Source organism: Microvirga arsenatis (genome assembly GCF_009910705.1).
In the GTDB taxonomy this organism is placed as follows: domain Bacteria; phylum Pseudomonadota; class Alphaproteobacteria; order Rhizobiales; family Beijerinckiaceae; genus Microvirga; species Microvirga arsenatis.
Map to the genome: position 1 here is coordinate 131,014 of NZ_JAAAXJ010000007.1, position 16,079 is coordinate 147,092.

14 protein-coding genes are annotated in these 16,079 nt (G+C 67.0%); 8 read left to right on the forward strand and 6 right to left on the reverse strand.

Annotation, left to right across the window (positions count from 1 at the left end; genetic code table 11):
• Window positions 1-13 precede the first annotated feature (13 nt).
• The 3 genes from ypfJ to GR303_RS14680 form a co-directional block, all read right to left on the reverse strand.
• Window positions 14-880: a KPN_02809 family neutral zinc metallopeptidase gene (ypfJ, locus tag GR303_RS14670; RefSeq protein ID WP_161722995.1), complete on the reverse strand. Its 867-nt coding sequence runs from the start codon at window positions 878-880 to the stop codon at window positions 14-16.
• Window positions 881-958: 78 nt separating this feature from the next.
• Window positions 959-1,780: a uracil-DNA glycosylase gene (locus tag GR303_RS14675; RefSeq protein WP_161722996.1), complete on the reverse strand. Its 822-nt coding sequence runs from the start codon at window positions 1,778-1,780 to the stop codon at window positions 959-961.
• A 230-nt stretch (window positions 1,781-2,010) separates the two neighbouring features.
• Window positions 2,011-2,577, reverse strand: coding sequence for a methylated-DNA--[protein]-cysteine S-methyltransferase (locus GR303_RS14680; RefSeq protein WP_161723106.1), 567 nt, complete (start codon window positions 2,575-2,577; stop codon window positions 2,011-2,013).
• A gap of 276 nt (window positions 2,578-2,853) precedes the next feature.
• Here GR303_RS14680 and GR303_RS14685 point away from each other — a divergent pair, with 276 nt between their 5' ends.
• From GR303_RS14685 to GR303_RS14695, 3 genes are all read left to right on the forward strand, one after another.
• Window positions 2,854-4,518, forward strand: a complete 1,665-nt coding sequence (locus tag GR303_RS14685) for an electron transfer flavoprotein-ubiquinone oxidoreductase (protein ID WP_161722997.1) — start codon at window positions 2,854-2,856, stop codon at window positions 4,516-4,518.
• Window positions 4,519-4,908: 390 nt separating this feature from the next.
• On the forward strand, window positions 4,909-6,696 hold the full coding sequence (locus tag GR303_RS14690; protein ID WP_343038438.1) for a tetratricopeptide repeat protein: 1,788 nt from the start codon (window positions 4,909-4,911) through the stop codon (window positions 6,694-6,696).
• A gap of 116 nt (window positions 6,697-6,812) precedes the next feature.
• Entirely contained in the window at window positions 6,813-7,685 is an 873-nt protein-coding gene (locus GR303_RS14695; RefSeq protein WP_161722998.1) for a 4-(cytidine 5'-diphospho)-2-C-methyl-D-erythritol kinase, read from the forward strand.
• A 316-nt stretch (window positions 7,686-8,001) separates the two neighbouring features.
• On the opposite strand, the gene GR303_RS14700 is transcribed toward GR303_RS14695, so the two are convergent.
• Both GR303_RS14700 and GR303_RS14705 read right to left on the reverse strand, forming a co-directional pair.
• Window positions 8,002-8,805, reverse strand: coding sequence for a MetQ/NlpA family ABC transporter substrate-binding protein (locus tag GR303_RS14700; RefSeq protein ID WP_161722999.1), 804 nt, complete (start codon window positions 8,803-8,805; stop codon window positions 8,002-8,004).
• Between the two features lie 354 nt (window positions 8,806-9,159).
• Window positions 9,160-10,179, reverse strand: a complete 1,020-nt coding sequence (locus GR303_RS14705) for a polyprenyl synthetase family protein (RefSeq protein ID WP_161723000.1) — start codon at window positions 10,177-10,179, stop codon at window positions 9,160-9,162.
• Between the two features lie 109 nt (window positions 10,180-10,288).
• Between GR303_RS14705 and GR303_RS14710 the strand changes: the two genes are divergently transcribed.
• A complete protein-coding gene (locus tag GR303_RS14710) occupies window positions 10,289-10,513 on the forward strand; it encodes a putative signal transducing protein (RefSeq protein WP_161723001.1) in 225 nt (74 codons plus the stop codon).
• Window positions 10,506-11,246, forward strand: a complete 741-nt coding sequence (locus tag GR303_RS14715) for a tRNA1(Val) (adenine(37)-N6)-methyltransferase (RefSeq protein WP_161723002.1) — start codon at window positions 10,506-10,508, stop codon at window positions 11,244-11,246. The genes GR303_RS14710 and GR303_RS14715 overlap by 8 nt, the downstream gene beginning before the upstream one ends.
• Window positions 11,247-11,276: 30 nt before the next feature.
• Here the strand turns inward: GR303_RS14715 and GR303_RS14720 are convergent, their stop codons facing one another.
• A complete protein-coding gene (locus GR303_RS14720) occupies window positions 11,277-11,624 on the reverse strand; it encodes a hypothetical protein (protein ID WP_161723003.1) in 348 nt (115 codons plus the stop codon).
• A 165-nt stretch (window positions 11,625-11,789) separates the two neighbouring features.
• On the opposite strand from GR303_RS14720, the gene GR303_RS14725 reads away from it, so the two are divergent.
• The 3 genes from GR303_RS14725 (at window position 11,790) to glyS (ending at window position 15,972) form a co-directional block, all read left to right on the forward strand.
• Window positions 11,790-12,674, forward strand: a complete 885-nt coding sequence (locus GR303_RS14725; protein ID WP_246205552.1) for a S49 family peptidase — start codon at window positions 11,790-11,792, stop codon at window positions 12,672-12,674.
• A gap of 127 nt (window positions 12,675-12,801) precedes the next feature.
• Window positions 12,802-13,743, forward strand: a complete 942-nt coding sequence (locus tag GR303_RS14730) for a glycine--tRNA ligase subunit alpha (protein ID WP_161723004.1) — start codon at window positions 12,802-12,804, stop codon at window positions 13,741-13,743.
• Between the two features lie 45 nt (window positions 13,744-13,788).
• Window positions 13,789-15,972: a glycine--tRNA ligase subunit beta gene (gene glyS / locus GR303_RS14735; RefSeq protein ID WP_161723005.1), complete on the forward strand. Its 2,184-nt coding sequence runs from the start codon at window positions 13,789-13,791 to the stop codon at window positions 15,970-15,972.
• The last annotated feature ends 107 nt before the right edge of the window (window positions 15,973-16,079 follow it).

The following is a 16,079-nucleotide window of genomic DNA, read 5'->3' on the forward strand; positions in this document are numbered from 1 at the left end:
TCGTCCAGTGCTCTTAAAGCCTGCTCGCCCGGAACGTGTCGCAGGCCTGGACCTGTCCGGTCTTCAATCCCGTGGTGAGCCAGCGCATGCGCTGTTCGGAAGAGCCGTGGGTGAAGCTGTCGGGAACCACGCGGCCGCCCGATTGCTTCTGCAGGCGGTCGTCGCCGATGGCCTCCGCCGCGCGGATCGCCTCCTCGATGTCGCCCTGCTCGAGCGACTTCCAGCGCTGGTTGGAATGATGGGCCCAGACGCCGGCGAGGCAGTCGGCCATCAGCTCGACGCGCACGGAAAGCTGGTTGGCTTCCGCGCGCCCCACCTGCTGCTGGCGCTCCTGCACGCGGGGCAGGATGCCGAGCACGTTCTCCACGTGATGGCCGACCTCGTGCGCCAGCACATAGGCATAGGCGAAGTCGCCGCCGGCGCGGAAGCGGCGCTGCATTTCCTCGAAGAAGGTGAGATCGATGTAAACCGTCTGGTCGAGCGGGCAGTAGAACGGCCCCATGGCCGATTGCGCCCCGCCGCAGCCCGAGCGGGTGGCGCCGGAGAACAGCACCAGCTTCGGCGCCCGGTAGGGACGGTTCGCCTGCTGGGGCAGCACCGTGTTCCACACGTCCTCCGTGTTGCCGAGGATCGCGGCGGCGAAGCGCCCGGCCTCGTCCTGCGGCGCGCCCTGTCTGCCCTGCTGTTGCTGCTGGTAGCCCGATCCGCCGCCGGCGATCATCTCGGCGCCGCCGATCAGGATGCGGGGATCGATGCCGAGGGCCCAGCCGACGAGGCCGAGGATCACCATCGTGCCGATGCCGAGGCCGCCCGCGCCGCCCATGCCCATGCCGCGGCGGTCTTCCACATTGGACGAGGTTCGAAAGTCTTCCCAGCGCATGATTCACCTGCAAGCAGCGATACGGGATGCCGCAGGAGCTTAAGGCGTAAGCATATGGACCGGTTCCGAAAGGGGGCCTTACTCCCGCCCGTCCAGCGCCCGCCGCAGGGCCTGGAAGTCGCGCCAGCCGAGGCGCTTCTGGAGCGGCTGGCGCAGCAGGTAGGCCGGATGCAGGGTCGGAAGGGCGCGAATCTCCCGCCCGTCCTCGGTCCTGTAGGTGAACCAGCGCCCGCGGGTGCGCAGGATCCCGTCCTTGACCCCGAGCAGGTTCTGGGCGGCCGGCCCGCCGAGGCAGAGCAGGAATTCGGGGCTCGCCAATTCGATCTGCCGCGCGATGAACGGCTTGCAGATGGCGATTTCCTGCGGGGTCGGGGTGCGGTTGCCCGGCGGGCGCCAGGGCACGATGTTGGCGACATAGACCTGGCTGCGGTCGAGCCCGATGGTGGCGAGCATCCGGTCGAGGAGCTGTCCGGAACGGCCCATGAAGGGCTTGCCGATCCGGTCCTCGTCCGCGCCGGGAGCCTCGCCCACCAGCATCACCCGGCCTTCCGGGTTGCCGTCCGCGAAGGCGAGATTCTTGGCCGAGAACTTCAGGGCGCAGCCGTCGAAGCCCGCGAGGATCGCCTCGAGCTCTTCAAGGGATCGGGCATGGCGCGCCTGCTCGCGGGCAAGGCTCGCCACTTCCTCGGGAGCGCTGGCCGCCGCCCTGGGCAGGGTGCGGGGGGCGGGAGCGGGCGGGGCAGGGCTGGCCTTCGGGGCGGGAGCCTGCTTCACCGGTTCCGCCTTCGGCTCGGCGAAGCGGTTGTGCGGCGTCTCGTCGAGCGCGAGATCGACCCCCGCCTCGACATGGAAGTCGAGCAGCGCCTGGAGAGCATCGCGGTCGGAGGGGAGATCCTGCATAGAGCTTATGTAAGCATTCCAAGGGCTGTGGACAACTCAGGCCCGCTAAGAGCGCGATGGGTATCTTCCTTAGAAACCAGCTCAATCTTCAGCTCGCCCTGAGCCCTCATCCTGAGGAGGCCGTCAGGCCGTCTCGAAGGACGAGGGCGTCTCCAGTGCTCTCTGGACCCTCCTTCGAGACGCCGCTTCGCGGCTCCTCAGGATGAGGGCAGAGATTTTGAGACAAGCTCCTACGGTACAAGGTCGAAGAGCGTCGGGCTCTCGTCCCGTCTGGCGCCTTCGATGGCCAGGAGGCGGCGCTTGGTCATGGAGCCGCCATGGGCCGAGAAGCCCCCGAGCTTGCCGCCCGCCGCAACGACCCGGTGGCAGGGCACGATGATGGCGAACGGGTTGCGCCCGAGCGCCTGGCCGATCGCCCGGGCATTGTCGATTCCGAGCCGGGCAGCGACCTCGCCATAGGTCAGCACACGGCCCGGCGGAATGCTGCGGGCAACCTCGTAGACACGGCGGTCGAAATCCGGCACGCGCTCCATGTCGAGGGGGACGGCGGACAGATCCCGCGCCTCGCCCCTCAGCAGGGCCACCACCTCCGCGATGATGTCCTGAATAGAAGGCGTGGGCGCAGCTTCCACGATCCCGGGAAAGCGCTTCGCGATACGGGCGCAGAGCCTGGATCGGTCATCTTCCGGCAGCTGGAAGCCGATCACGCCGCGCTCGTTCCAAGCCAGCCCGCAGAGGCCGATGGCGGTCTCGAACAGCGTGTAGAATGCCGCGTGGGTGGACGGATGATCCTGCATGCCCATTTGTACGCCTCCCGGCGCCGGCAAACAACTCAGGACAGGCGTTTCCGGAGCGACGATAGCCATGCGCGGTCGAGCCGAGGGATTTCCCTCGAGGTCGGCCGGCGATCATCGGATTTCGGCATGATCTTATGCGCAAAGGGAACTTTCAGCGTGGCCTCAAGGGCGCTAGGAAGATGCCTTGATTAGAATGACTTGAGAAATCCGATAGATTGTTCATATGTAAACCATCTGTCAGCTCAAGCGCTGCAACCGCGTATCAGGAGGAAGCCCATGGCCGATCTGCCCGCCCGTGAATCGATGGAGTTCGATGTCGTCGTCGTGGGCGCGGGTCCCGCAGGCCTGGCGACGGCCATCCGCCTCAAGCAGAAGGCGGCCGAGGCAGGCACTGACATTTCCGTGGTCGTGGTGGAGAAGGGCTCCGAGGTGGGCGCGCATATCCTCTCCGGCGCGGTGATCGACCCGATCGGCCTCGACGGTCTGCTCCCTGAATGGCGCTCCGACCCGGACCGGCCGCTGAAGACGGAGGTGACCGCCGACGAGTTCATGTATCTGGGTCATGCCGGCGGCATCCGCCTGCCCAACGTGTTCATGCCCAAGCTCATGAACAATCACGGCAACTTCGTCGGCTCGCTCGGCAACGTCGCCCGCTATCTCGGCCGCAAGGCGGAGGAGCTCGGCGTCGAGATCTATCCCGGCTTCCCGGCGGCGGAAGTGCTGATCGAGGACGGCAAGGTGGTGGGCGTCGCCACCGGCGACTTAGGTATAGGCCGCAACGGCGAGCCCAATGCCAACTTCACCCGCGGCATGGAGCTGCGCGCCAAGTACACCATCTTCGGCGAGGGGGCTCGGGGCTCCCTCACCAAGCAGATGATCGAGCGTTACGGCCTCAACCAGGGCCGCGATCACCAGAAATACGGCATCGGCATCAAGGAGCTGTGGCAGGTGCAGCCCGACAGGTTCCAGCCGGGCCTCGTGCGCCATTCCATGGGCTGGCCCCTGCCGAACAACGCCGGCGGCGGCTCCTGGCTCTACCACTTCGACGACAACCTCGTGTCCGTCGGCTTCGTGGTGCACCTCAACTACAAGAACCCGACCCTGTCGCCCTTCGACGAGTTCCAGCGCTTCAAGACGCACCCCATGGTGCGCGACGTGTTCGAGGGCGCAAAGCGGATCGGCTACGGCGCGCGCGCCATCATGGAGGGCGGCTGGCAGTCGGTGCCGCGCCTCTCGTTCCCGGGCGGCTGCCTTGTGGGCGATTCCGCAGGCTTCGTGAACGTGCCGCGCATCAAGGGCAGCCACAACGCGATCCTCTCCGGCATGCTCTGCGCCGACCACGTCTTCGCGGCGCTGCAGGAAGGTCGCGCCAATGACGAGGTATCTTCCTACGAGGAGGCCTGGCGCTCGTCGCCCATCGGCTACGACCTCAAGCGCGTGCGCAACGTGAAGCCGCTCTGGTCGAAATACGGCACGGCGGCCGGCGTGGCGCTGGGCGGCCTCGACATGTGGCTCACCGAGCTCTTCAACTGGTCGCCCTTCGGCACCATGAGCCACGGCAAGCCGGACCACGAGTGTCTGCTGCCGCTCGATCAGGTGAAGCCGATCAAGTACGACAAGCCCGACGGGGTGCTCACCTTCGACAGGCTGTCCTCGGTGTTCCTGTCCAACACCAACCACGAGGAGGACCAGCCGGTCCATCTCAAGGTCAAGGACATGGGCCTGCAGAAGGGCTCCGAGCACGACGTCTACGGCGGCCCCTCGCAGCGCTACTGCCCGGCGGGCGTCTATGAATGGGTCGAGGGCGAGGGGGGCGTGCGCTACCAGATCAACGCCCAGAACTGCGTCCACTGCAAGACCTGCGACATCAAGGACCCGAACCAGAACATCAACTGGGTCACGCCCGAGGGCGGCGGCGGGCCGAACTACGTCAATATGTGACGTGAGCGGTCATCCCGGACGAAGCGCAGCGAAGATCCGGGATCGGGTGCAGGATACGGCTCGTATTTCCCTCCCCCTTGTGGGGAGGGCCAGGGTGGGGGTCGGCGCCAGACCTTCATGGGCTATCGCTCACACCCCCCTCTCCAACTCTCCCCCACAAGGGGGGAGAGGGCTGGTTGCGTTCTATTCTGAAAGCGATCCCGGCTTCTGCTCCGCAGCCCGGGATGACGCCTCGTCCTTGGCCGCTCATCTCACCCTCTCACGCGCCTTTTACGCGCCAGCGGCAATTGTCCCCTTGCGGCTCCGGGAGGGAGACGCCATTCTCCGGCCTGATTTGGTGCACATCTCGCCTCCCTTTCTGAGATGTCGCGATGATTGGAGCCGCGCTTCGTGCCCACCTTGAAGAACCTTAAGGCCCGCAAGGGCCTGCCCGCCCTGATGCTGATGGCTGCCGGCCTGCTGGCCGCGCCCGCCGTTGCGGCGAACACCGAAAACGAGATCCTGAGGCCCGCCCAGAGCCTCGAGGGCAACTTCCTCTCGGCGTATGTGGCAGGCTCCGCGCGGGACACCGAGGCGGCGACCGTCTTCTTCCGGGAAGCCATCCAGGAGGATCCCCGCAACCAGGAGTTGCTGGAGCGCGCCTTCGTGGCCTTTCTCGCCAACGGCTCCATGGCCGACGCCATCCGCGCCGCGGAGCGCCTCTCCACGCAGGACCGCACGAACAACCTGGCCCAGTTCGCGCTGAGCGTCCGCGCCATCAAGAACCAGAAATATGCCGATGCCCGCACCCGCCTCTCGAACGGCACCCGCGGCCGCCAGGCGGATCTCACCGCAACCCTCCTGACCGCCTGGACCTATGCCGGCTCCAAGGACGGCAAGCAGGCCCTCGCCACCGTCGACAAGCTCAAGAACGAGCGCGCCTTCGACCAGTTCCGGGAGTACCACGCCGCTCTCATCGCGGACGTGACCGGCAACCCGGCCGAGGCGGAAAAGCGCTTCAAGGCGGCCTACGAGGGCGAGCGCAACACCCTGCAGGTGGTCGACGCCTATGGCCGGTTCCTCGCCAAGCGCGGCCGCAAGGACGAGGCCCTGAAGGTCTACAAGGCCTTCGAGGAGGTGGCTCCGCGCCACCCCATCGTCCGCGCCGCCGTGCAGGCGCTCGAGGAGGGCAAGCCCCTGGCGCCGCTCGTGACCAACGCGCAGGAGGGCGCGGCCGAGCTGCTCTACGGCCTCGGAGTCGTCGGCAACACGCAGGGCGACGAGCTGACCGCGATCATCTACCTGCGCCTCGGGCTCGACCTGAAGCCGGACCATCCGCTCGCCCTCGTCACCCTGGGCGACGTCTACGAGCGCCTGAAGCAGTACGACAAGGCGAACGCCATCTTCGAGCGGATCCCGAAGGATTCGCCGATCCGCACGAGCGCCGACATCTCCATCGGCCACAACTACGAGCTGATGGGCCGCAGCGAGGATGCCATCGCGCATCTCGAGAAGCTCCTGAAGGAGCGCCCGGACGACGTGGAAGTCATCATGGCGCTGGGCAACGTGCAGCGCTCGCGCAAGAAGTTCGCGGAAGCCGCCGAGACCTATTCCAAGGCCATCGACAAGATCGGCCAGCCCCAGCGCGGCCACTGGATCCTCTACTTCTACCGCGGCACGTCCTATGAGCGCGCGAAGCAGTGGGCCAAGGCGGAGCCCGACCTGAAGAAGGCGCTGGAGCTGGTCCCCGAGGGGCTGCCGGCGGCTCGGGCCCAGGTGATGAACTACCTCGCCTATTCCTGGGTCGACCAGAACATGAACATCAACGAGGCCTTCAAGATGCTGACGAAGGCCGTCGAGCTGGCGCCCCGCGACGGCATGATCATCGATTCCCTGGGCTGGGCCTATTACCGCATGGGCCGCTACGAGGATGCCGTGCGCGAGCTCGAGAAGGCGGTGGAGCTGAAGCCCGGCGACGCGACGATCAACGACCACCTGGGCGATGCCTACTGGAAGGTCGGCCGCAAGCTCGAGGCGAAGTTCCAGTGGGACCATGCCAAGAACTCGGACCCGGAGCACGAGGAACTCGTGAAGATCCTCAAGAAGATCGACAACGGTCTCGAGGAGGAGCCCAAGCCCGCCGCCGCCGAGAACACCCCCGCGCCCCAGCCGGAGGCGTCGAAGCAGAACGGCGGCTAGGCCGCTCCGGGATCGTCGTTTCCCATGTGATGGCCGGGCTCGTCCCGGCCATTTCCGTTTGGAGGGTGCTGGGCCCAGCTCTTCCCATCCCTCCCGCTCTCGGGCATGGAAGCGCCATGCCTCAGCCGCTCGCCACCCGCGCTCCCGCCAAGATCAACCTGACGCTCCATGTGCTCGGGCGCAGGGCGGACGGGTATCACGACCTGGAAAGCCTCGTGGCCTTTGCCAGCACGGGGGACGATCTCAGGCTCGAGCCCGGCGGGGCGCTGGCCCTCCATGTCGATGGCCCGACAGCCCCCCTGGCCGGGGATGGGGCCGACAACCTCGTGGTGAAGGCGGCGCGGTTGCTCCGTGAGCGCGTGGAGGGGCTGAAGGTCGGCGCCTTCCATCTGACGAAACGCCTGCCGGTGGCGGCCGGAATCGGCGGCGGGTCCTCGGATGCCGCCGCGGCCCTGCGGTTGCTGGCGCGGCTCAATGGTCTCTCCCTTTCGCATCCGGCCCTGCGCGAAGCGGCCCGGCTCGCGGGAGCCGATGTCCCGGTCTGCCTGGAGCCGAGGGCCCGCATGATGCGGGGAGCAGGGGAGGAACTGGGGCCTGCGCTGAGCCTGCCGCGCCTCTTCGCCGTGCTCGTGAACCCGCGCGTGCCGGTGGAGACCCCGGCCGTGTTCAAGGCCCTCGGCCTGCAGCCGGGCCAGCAATTGCCGGGCGGCGCTCATCCCGCGGCGGAGGCTTCTTCGCCGGGTGCGCTCGTCGCCGCCCTGAAGCAAGCCCGCAACGACCTCGAACCGCCGGCGCGTCGCATCCAGCCGCTGATCGGGGAGGCGCTTGGCCTGCTGCGGGAGGCGCCGAGCTGTCGTCTCGCCCGCATGTCAGGATCGGGTGCGACGGTGTTCGGGCTCTACGACGATTGCGAAGCGGCTGCCGAAGCGGGAAAGCAAATCCGCCGCCTGCGGCCGGACTGGTGGGTGAAGGCGACGAGCGTGCGGTAGTTCGGGCGTTTTTTCCTGCCCCTTGTGGGGACGGATCAAGGGTGGGGGTGTCGGCGCTGACCTGGACAAGCGTGGCGCAGGTTCACCTCTCCCCGGCGGGGAGAGGTCGAGCGCAGCGAGGGTGAGGGGGAGAGCGGTCTCCGGAGAGGGCTGTAACCCCTCACCCGCCGCGCTGACGCGCGTCGACCTCTCCCTGAGGGAGAGGTGAAACGGCGCCAGAGCTTCTGAGGTGATCGCTCACACCCCCACCTCACCAAAGACAAGTTTCAGGCAAGCCCGAGGCTTGTGGGAGAGGAGAGTTCCTTATCGAGTATCTTTACCACGCCGGGATGATGGCGCCCTTGAAGCGCTCTTCCAGGAACTTCGCGACCTCGGGAGACTGGTAGGATTCCACGAAGGTCTTGATCTCCGGGCGGCTCTCCTCGCCCTGGCGGGCGGCGACGAAATTGGCGTAGGGGTTGCCCTCGCGCTTCTCGACCGCGATCGTGTCCTTGCGGATGTCGAGGCCGGCATTGAGCGCGTGGTCAGTGTTGATCACCGCCGCATCGAGATCGGGCAGGGCGCGGGGCAGCTGCGCCGCGTCGAGCTCGGAGAATTTCACGCCCTTCGGGTTCTCGGCGATGTCGAGGAGGCTCGGCGACAGGCCCTTGCCTTCCTTGATCTTGATCACGTCTTGGGCGGCCAGCAGGTTGAGCGCGCGACCGCCGTTGCTCGGGTCGTTCGGAATGCCGATCTTGGCGCCCTTGGGCAGGTCCGCGACGGACTTCACCTTGGTGGAATAGAGGCCGATTGGCTGCACGAAGGTGAGGCCGACGGGCACGATCCTGTAGCCCCGCGCAGCGATCTGGGCGTCGAGGTACGGCTTGTGCTGGAAGGCGTTGGCGTCGAGGTCCTTGCGCTCCAGGGCCTCGTTGACGAGGGCGTAGTCGGAGAACGGCACGAGCTGGACGTTCAGGCCCTTGCCGGCCGCGACCTTCTTGACGACCTGCGCCACCTCCTCCTCGGCGCCGGACATGACGCCGACCTTGATGCTCTTTTGCTGGGCCGCGGCAGGTAGGGCGGCCAGGGCCGTGCCGAGCGCGAGGGTGGCCAGGAGGGTGCGACGGGTGAAAACGGACATGGGAGGTCTCTTTCGGACAAAGTTCGTCGCGGCTTCAAGACGAAGCCGGACAGGTTGCTCGAGCTGGTGCTTAGGATTTCAGGCGGTGATGTGATGGCTCATGCCGAGCGGTGCACGCCGTTGCGAACATCGGACAGAGATGGGCCACATGCGCATCATGACGCGTCGATCCTCGTGAACCACGAGGCGGATTCGCCCGTGGCGCTTTAGCGTTTGATCACGCGGCGCAAGCTGCTCGTCTCAAATCACCGCGGTTCCGAGAGGGGTTGAGGCCGCCTCGGAACGGGGCTGTTTTAAACCGGGTGGTTTTTATGTCAACCGTTTCGTTCTGTATAAAGAACAGGGCTGCTATGCTCAGTGAGCACGGGCAATGCAGAAGTCGACGGCATCGAGCAGCGCCTGCTTCATGGGGCTCGACGGGAAGAGGGCCAGCGCATCGCGGGCCATGGCGCCGTAATGGCGGGCGCGTTCGACCGTGTCCTCGAGCGCCCGGTGGCGGCGCATGATGGCGATGGCCTGCTCCAGGTCGGAATCCTCGATCTGGCCCTGCTCCAGCACCCGCTTCCAGAAGGCGCGCTCCTCGCCCGTTCCGCGGCGGAAGGAGAGGACGACGGGGAGGGTGATCTTCCCCTCCCGGAAATCGTCGCCCACGTTCTTGCCCAGCGTCGCGGCCTTTCCGCCGTAGTCCAGGGCGTCGTCCACGAGCTGGAAGGCGATGCCGAGATTCATACCGTAGGAGCGGCAGGCGGCCTGCTCGGCCTTGGGGCGGCCGGCGATCACGGGCCCGACCTCGCAGGCGGCGGCGAAGAGCTCCGCCGTCTTGCCGCGGATGACGGCAAGATATTCGTCCTCGGTGGTTTCCGTGTTCTTGGCGGCGGCGAGCTGCATCACCTCGCCCTCGGCGATCACGGTGGCGGCGGCGGAGAGGATGTCCAGCGCCCGGAGCGAGCCCACCTCCACCATCATGCGGAACGCCTGGCCGAGGAGGAAGTCGCCGACCAGCACGCTTGCCTCGTTGCCCCACTTGATTCGGGCGGCGACCTTGCCCCGGCGCATGTCGCTCTCGTCCACCACGTCGTCGTGGAGGAGGGTGGCCGTGTGCATGAACTCCACGGAGGCCGCGAGCTTCACGTGCCCGTCGCCCTGGTAGCCGGAGAGGCCGGCGGTGGCGAGGGTCAGCATGGGGCGAAGGCGCTTGCCGCCGGAGGAGATGAGGTGGTTGGCCACCTCCGGGATCATGGTGACCTCGGAGCCCGTGCGCGACAGGATCATCGCATTGACCCGTTCCATGTCGGACGCCACAAGGGACACGAGCCTCTCGATGCTCGCATTCTTCTCGGGATGCTTGTCTTCGAACGGAACGACCACGCCCACGTGCTACCACCCGGGTTGCCGGCCGGGACGGCCGGTAGGAATATGAACTGGCATGGCACTTTCCATGCTGCAATGCAAACGCTTACCGCAAGGGAAGGGTCACAAGCCGATGATCGAAATCGTCCGGAGCAACGATCTCGTTCTGATCGGCTTCCTACAATCCCTGCTGGAGAACGCCAACATCCCCGTTCTCGTGGCCGACAGGCACATGAGCGCCCTGGAGCCCATGATCGGTGCCTTCCCGGCCAGGATCCTGGTTCCGGAGGACCACGCGGCGCAGGCCCGCCGCCTCATCGGGGAGGTCGGCTACGGCGCCGAGCTCCGCGATGCCTGAGATCACCGAGGATCTCCTGCTCGGGGGGCGCGTGCGCCTGATCCAGCCGGCCAGGGGGCACCGGGCCGGCACCGACGCGGTGCTGCTGGCGGCCGCCGCACCCGTCCGGCCGGGCGACGTGGTGGTGGATGTGGGCGCCGCCACGGGAGCGGTCGGGCTGATGGCCGCCGCCCGGGTGCGGGCCGGACGTTTCGTCTTCGTGGAGCGGGACCCGGCCCTCGCCGATCTCTGCCGGCAGAACTGCCGCGACAACGGGGTCCAGGGAGAGATTGCGGTCGCCGACGTGCTGGACAGGGCCTCGCGGGAGGCCGCCGGCCTCGGGCCGGAGAGCGCCGACCTCGTGCTCACCAACCCGCCCTTCCTGGAGGAGGGGCAGTCCCGCACCTCCCCCGATCCGGGCCGGGCGGCCGCTCATGCCCTGCCGGCGGGAGGGCTCGAGGGCTGGCTGAAGGCCTGTGCGGCCCTGCTCAAGCCCAAGGGACGGCTCGTGCTGATTCACCGGGCTGACCGGCTGGCGGAATGCCTTGAGATACTGAACGGGCGCCTGGGCGCGCTGGAGCTGCGCTTCGTGCATCCTGCGGCGAACCGGCCGGCGATCCGCCTGCTGCTGTCGGGGATCAAGGGGAGCCGGGCTCCCTTGGGCATCCTGCCGCCCGTGGTCCTGAACGGCCCCGACGGGCGCTTCACGCCCGAGGCGGAGGCGCTGCACCGGGGTGACGCGACCCTGACATGAGAAGGGCGCCTTCCGGCGCCCTTTCCTGACTTACCAGCGATAGCCGGGCCTGCGCACCACCCGGCAGACCTCCACCCCACGCCGGACCCAGCGGTAGCCGTTCCAGACCCGCCGCGGCTCCACCCAGCAGCGCCGGACCGTGCGGACCGGGCGGTAGATCGGCGCCGGACGATAGACCCGATAGGGGCGGTAGGAGCGGTAGGGGGTGCCGATCTGGACGCTGATGACCGGGCGAGGACGGACATAGCGGCGTTCGACCACGGGGCGGTAGCCATAATCCCAATCCCGATAATACGGCTGGGCCTGGGCCGGCTGCGTCGAGAAGGCGCCGAAGCCGAGAGCCGCAAAACCAAGAAGACCGAATATCACCTTACGCATTCAAGTTCTCCCTTGCCTTACGTCCGAAAGCCGGGTCATCCGGAATCGGGACAAGGCTGTTCTTCATGCCGTTTGTTTAAACCGGCGTAACTGAACGGAGGCCGACAGCCTCCCTAACGGTATGTTCATCTTGGGAAGCCGGGCCGTGCACCCTACATAGGGGGCATGGCCTCAACATCCGCTCCCTCCATGCTCCCGGCGCGCCTGCAGTTCCTTCTTCCCGCCAAGTATCGTGCGTACCCGCACCCCATCGTGCCCGTGGTGCGCCTGTCGGGCGCCATCGGCGCCGTCGTGCCCCTGCGGCAGGGCCTCGCCATGCAGAACGTGGCCCCCCTGCTGGAGCGCGCCTTCTCCGTCCCGGGGGCGAAGGCGGTGGCGCTCGTCATCAACTCGCCGGGCGGCTCGGCGGCGCAGTCGCACCTGATCTACAAGCGCATCCGCGCCTTCGCCGAGGAGAAGAAGCTGCCGGTCATCGCCTTCGTGGAGGACGCGGCGGCCTCCGGCGGCTACATGATCGCCTGCGCGGCGGATGAGATCTATGCCGATCCCGCCTCCATCGTCGGTTCCATCGGGGTGGTCTCCGCGAGCTTCGGCTTCCACGAGCTCATCGAGCGCCTCGGCATCGAGCGGCGGGTCCACACGGCCGGCAAGAGCAAGGCCATGCTCGACCCGTTCCGGCCCGAGAACCCGGACGACGTGGTGCGCCTGAAGGGCCTTCAGGTGAAGATCCACGACATCTTCGTCGATCTCGTGCGCACCCGCCGGGGCGAAAAGCTCAACGATTCCTATGACGATCTCTTCTCCGGTGCCTTCTGGGTCGGGGCGGAGGCGGTGGATCTCGGCCTCGTGGACGGGCTGGGCGACATCCGCACGGTCATGCGCCAGCGCTTCGGGGAGAAGGTGCAGTTCCGCATGATCGAGCCCGCGCGCCCGCCGCTGCTCGGCCGCCTCCTCGGCCGCCGCCCGCTGGTGGAGGGCAGACTGATCGACCCCCAGGAGGTTCTGGGCGCCCTGGAGGAGAGATCCGCCTGGGCGAGGCTGGGGCTCTGAAGCGCCGGTGTCATCCCCAGTGGCCGTGAGGCCGGGAAGGGGCCCACTCACAGGCTCGGCGCTTGACTTGCGCCCCCCGTCATCCCAAGGGTTCGCCGGACATTTTCGAGACGAACCGGACGCCGACATGACGAGCGAACCCGCGCACATGAACCCTGCGCGCTCTTTCCAGGGCCTGATTCTCACGCTCCAGCGCTACTGGGCCGAACAGGGCTGCGTCATCCTCCAGCCCTACGACATGGAGGTGGGCGCCGGCACCTTCCATCCGGCCACGACCTTGAGGGCTCTGGGCCCGAAATCCTGGCGCGCGGCCTATGTGCAACCCTCCCGCCGCCCCAAGGACGGGCGCTACGGCGAGAACCCGAACCGGCTCCAGCACTACTACCAGTTCCAGGTGATCCTGAAGCCGAACCCGCCGAACCTGCAGGAACTCTATCTCGGCTCGCTCGAAGCCATCGGCATCGACGCCTCGGTTCACGACATCCGCTTCGTGGAGGACGACTGGGAGAGCCCGACGCTGGGCGCCTGGGGCCTCGGATGGGAGTGCTGGTGCGACGGCATGGAGGTGTCGCAGTTCACCTACTTCCAGCAGGTGGCGGGCTTCGAGTGCTCGCCCGTCGCGGGCGAGCTCACCTACGGGCTCGAGCGTCTCGCCATGTACCTGCAGGGCGTGGAGTCGATCTACGACCTCAACTTCAACGGCCTCGAGGGCGTCGAGAAGGTCACCTACGGCGACGTGTTCCTGCAGGCCGAGCAGGAATATTCGCGCCACAACTTCGAGCATGCCGACACGGAGATGCTGTTCCGGCACTTCCGCGACGCGGAGGCCGCCTGCCGCAGGTATCTGGAGGCGGGCGAGCCGAAAGCGGGTTCCAACGACAGCCGCCATCTCATGGCGCTGCCGGCCTACGACCAGTGCATCAAGGCCAGTCACATGTTCAACCTGCTCGACGCCCGCGGCGTGATCTCCGTCACCGAGCGCCAGAGCTACATCCTGCGCGTCCGCGAACTGGCCAAGGCCTGCGGCGCCGCATGGCTGAAGACCGAGGGCGGAGGCGTGGCGGCCTGACCGCTGCTCCCAACCCGTTCCCTCACTCCAATCTCGAAGCTCCCCATGCCCGATCTTCTCCTCGAACTCTTTTCCGAAGAAATCCCCGCCCGCATGCAGCGCCGTGCGGCGGAGGATCTGAAGAAGCTCGTCACCGATGCGCTCGTGGAGCGCGGCTTCCTCTACGAGGGCGCCAAGGCCTTCGCGACGCCGCGGCGGCTGGCGCTGCACATCGCGGGCCTGCCCGTGAAGGGGCAGGACGTGCGCGAGGAGCGCAAAGGCCCGCGCGTCGGCTCGCCCGATGCGGCGATCCAGGGCTTCCTGAAGGGGGCGGGGCTTTCCTCCATCGAGCAGGCGAGGATCGAGAGCGACCCGAAGAAGGGCGAGTTCTACGTCGCCGTGATCGAGAAGCCCGGCCGCTCGACGCCGGACGTGCTGGCGGAGATCCTGCCCGCCATCATCAAGACGTTCCCCTGGCCGAAATCCATGCGCTGGGGCGCGGCCTCGCGCGAGCCCGGCTCGCTTCGCTGGGTGCGTCCGCTCCATTCCATCGTCTGCACCTTCGGCCCCGAGACCGAGGATCCGGAGGTGGTGCGCTTCAACGTGGACGGCATCGCCTCGGGCGACGTCACGAAGGGCCACCGGTTCCTCGCGCCGGGCGAGATCCGCGTGAAGCGGTTTGACGATTACGCGCCGGCGCTGGAGCGCGCCAAGGTCGTGATCGACACGGACCGGCGCAAGGACATGATCCTGCACGACGCGCGCGACCTCGCCTTCGCGCAGGGCCTCGAGCTCGTCGAGGACGAGGGCCTGCTCGAAGAGGTCGCCGGCCTCGTGGAATGGCCTGTGGTGCTCATGGGCTCCTTCGACGAAGCCTTTTTGGACATCCCCCCGGAGGTGATCCGCACCACGATCCGCGCGAACCAGAAATGCTTCGTGCTGCGCGATCCCGGCACGGGCAGGCTCGCCAACAAGTTCATCCTCGTCTCCAACCTCGTCGCCAGCGACGGCGGCAGGACGATCGTGGCCGGCAACGAGCGCGTGGTGCGCGCGCGTCTCTCCGACGCAAAGTTCTTCTGGGAGACGGACCAGAAGGTGAAGCTGGAGGACCGGCTGGAGAAGCTGAAAAGCATCGTGTTCCACGAGAAGCTCGGCACACAATACGAGCGCGTGGAGCGCATCGCTGCCTTGGCGAAGGAGCTTGCTCCCATCGTCGGCGCCGATCCTGCCTTGGCCGAGCGCGCAGCGCGCCTCGCCAAGGCCGATCTCGTCACCGAGATGGTGGGCGAGTTCCCCGAGTTGCAGGGCCTCATGGGCCGCTACTATGCGACGCTGCAGGGCGAGCACGCCTCCGTCGCCGCCGCCATCGAGGAGCACTACAAGCCCCTCGGCCCATCGGACCGCGTGCCGACCGATCCGGTCTCGGTCGCCGTGGCGCTCGCCGACAAGATCGATACCCTTGTGGGCTTCTGGGCTATCGACGAGAAGCCGACGGGATCGAAAGATCCTTATGCGCTGCGCCGTGCTGCTTTGGGTGTGATCAGGCTTTTGCTTGAGAACAAGAAGAACCTGCAATTGCGCAGTGTTATCTACAACGCTCTGCAAAAGCTCGAAGCTATCTTCGTTGTTGACCCAAAATCTCTCGAAGCTGCGCAGGCAAAGCTCGCGGAGATTGATGATCCGGCCGAAAAGCCTGATCTCTCGTATTTCAAAACTCAGGACCTGCTGGAATTCTTTGCAGATAGGTTGAAAGTTGCCCTGCGTGATCAAGGGGCGCGGCACGATCTAATTGATGCTGTACTTTCTCTCAGCGGTTCATCAGACCTGCTCATGATCGTCCGCCGCGTGGAGGCGCTGGGCCGCTTCCTCGATACCGAGGACGGCAGGAACCTGCTCGCCGGCTATCGCCGCGCGGCCAACATCCTGCGCATCGAGGAGAAGAAGGACGGGCGCTCCTACGGCGAGGCGCCCGATCTCGAAATCGTGAACGCCCAGGGGCAGATCGAGGAGAAGGCCCTGGTGGTGGCCCTCGACGGGGCCAAGCGCGAGGCGGCGGCGGCCGTCGAGGCGGAGGATTTCGAGGGCGCGATGCGGGCTCTCTCCCGCCTGCGCCAGCCGGTGGATGCGTTCTTCGACAAGGTGACCGTCAACGCGGAAGACCCGGCGCTCCGGGCCAACCGCCTGCGGCTCCTCAACAGCATCCGCGAGGCGACCCGCACGGTGGCCGACTTCTCCCGCATCGAGGGGTAATCAGGGTTCGGCCAGTCCTGAGGGTTGCGCCCGGTGCATGGGACGGCCCTCAACGGTTAATTCAGGTTAAGGTGTTGCCTGAGAGGCACAGCCAATCGCCCTCTCAG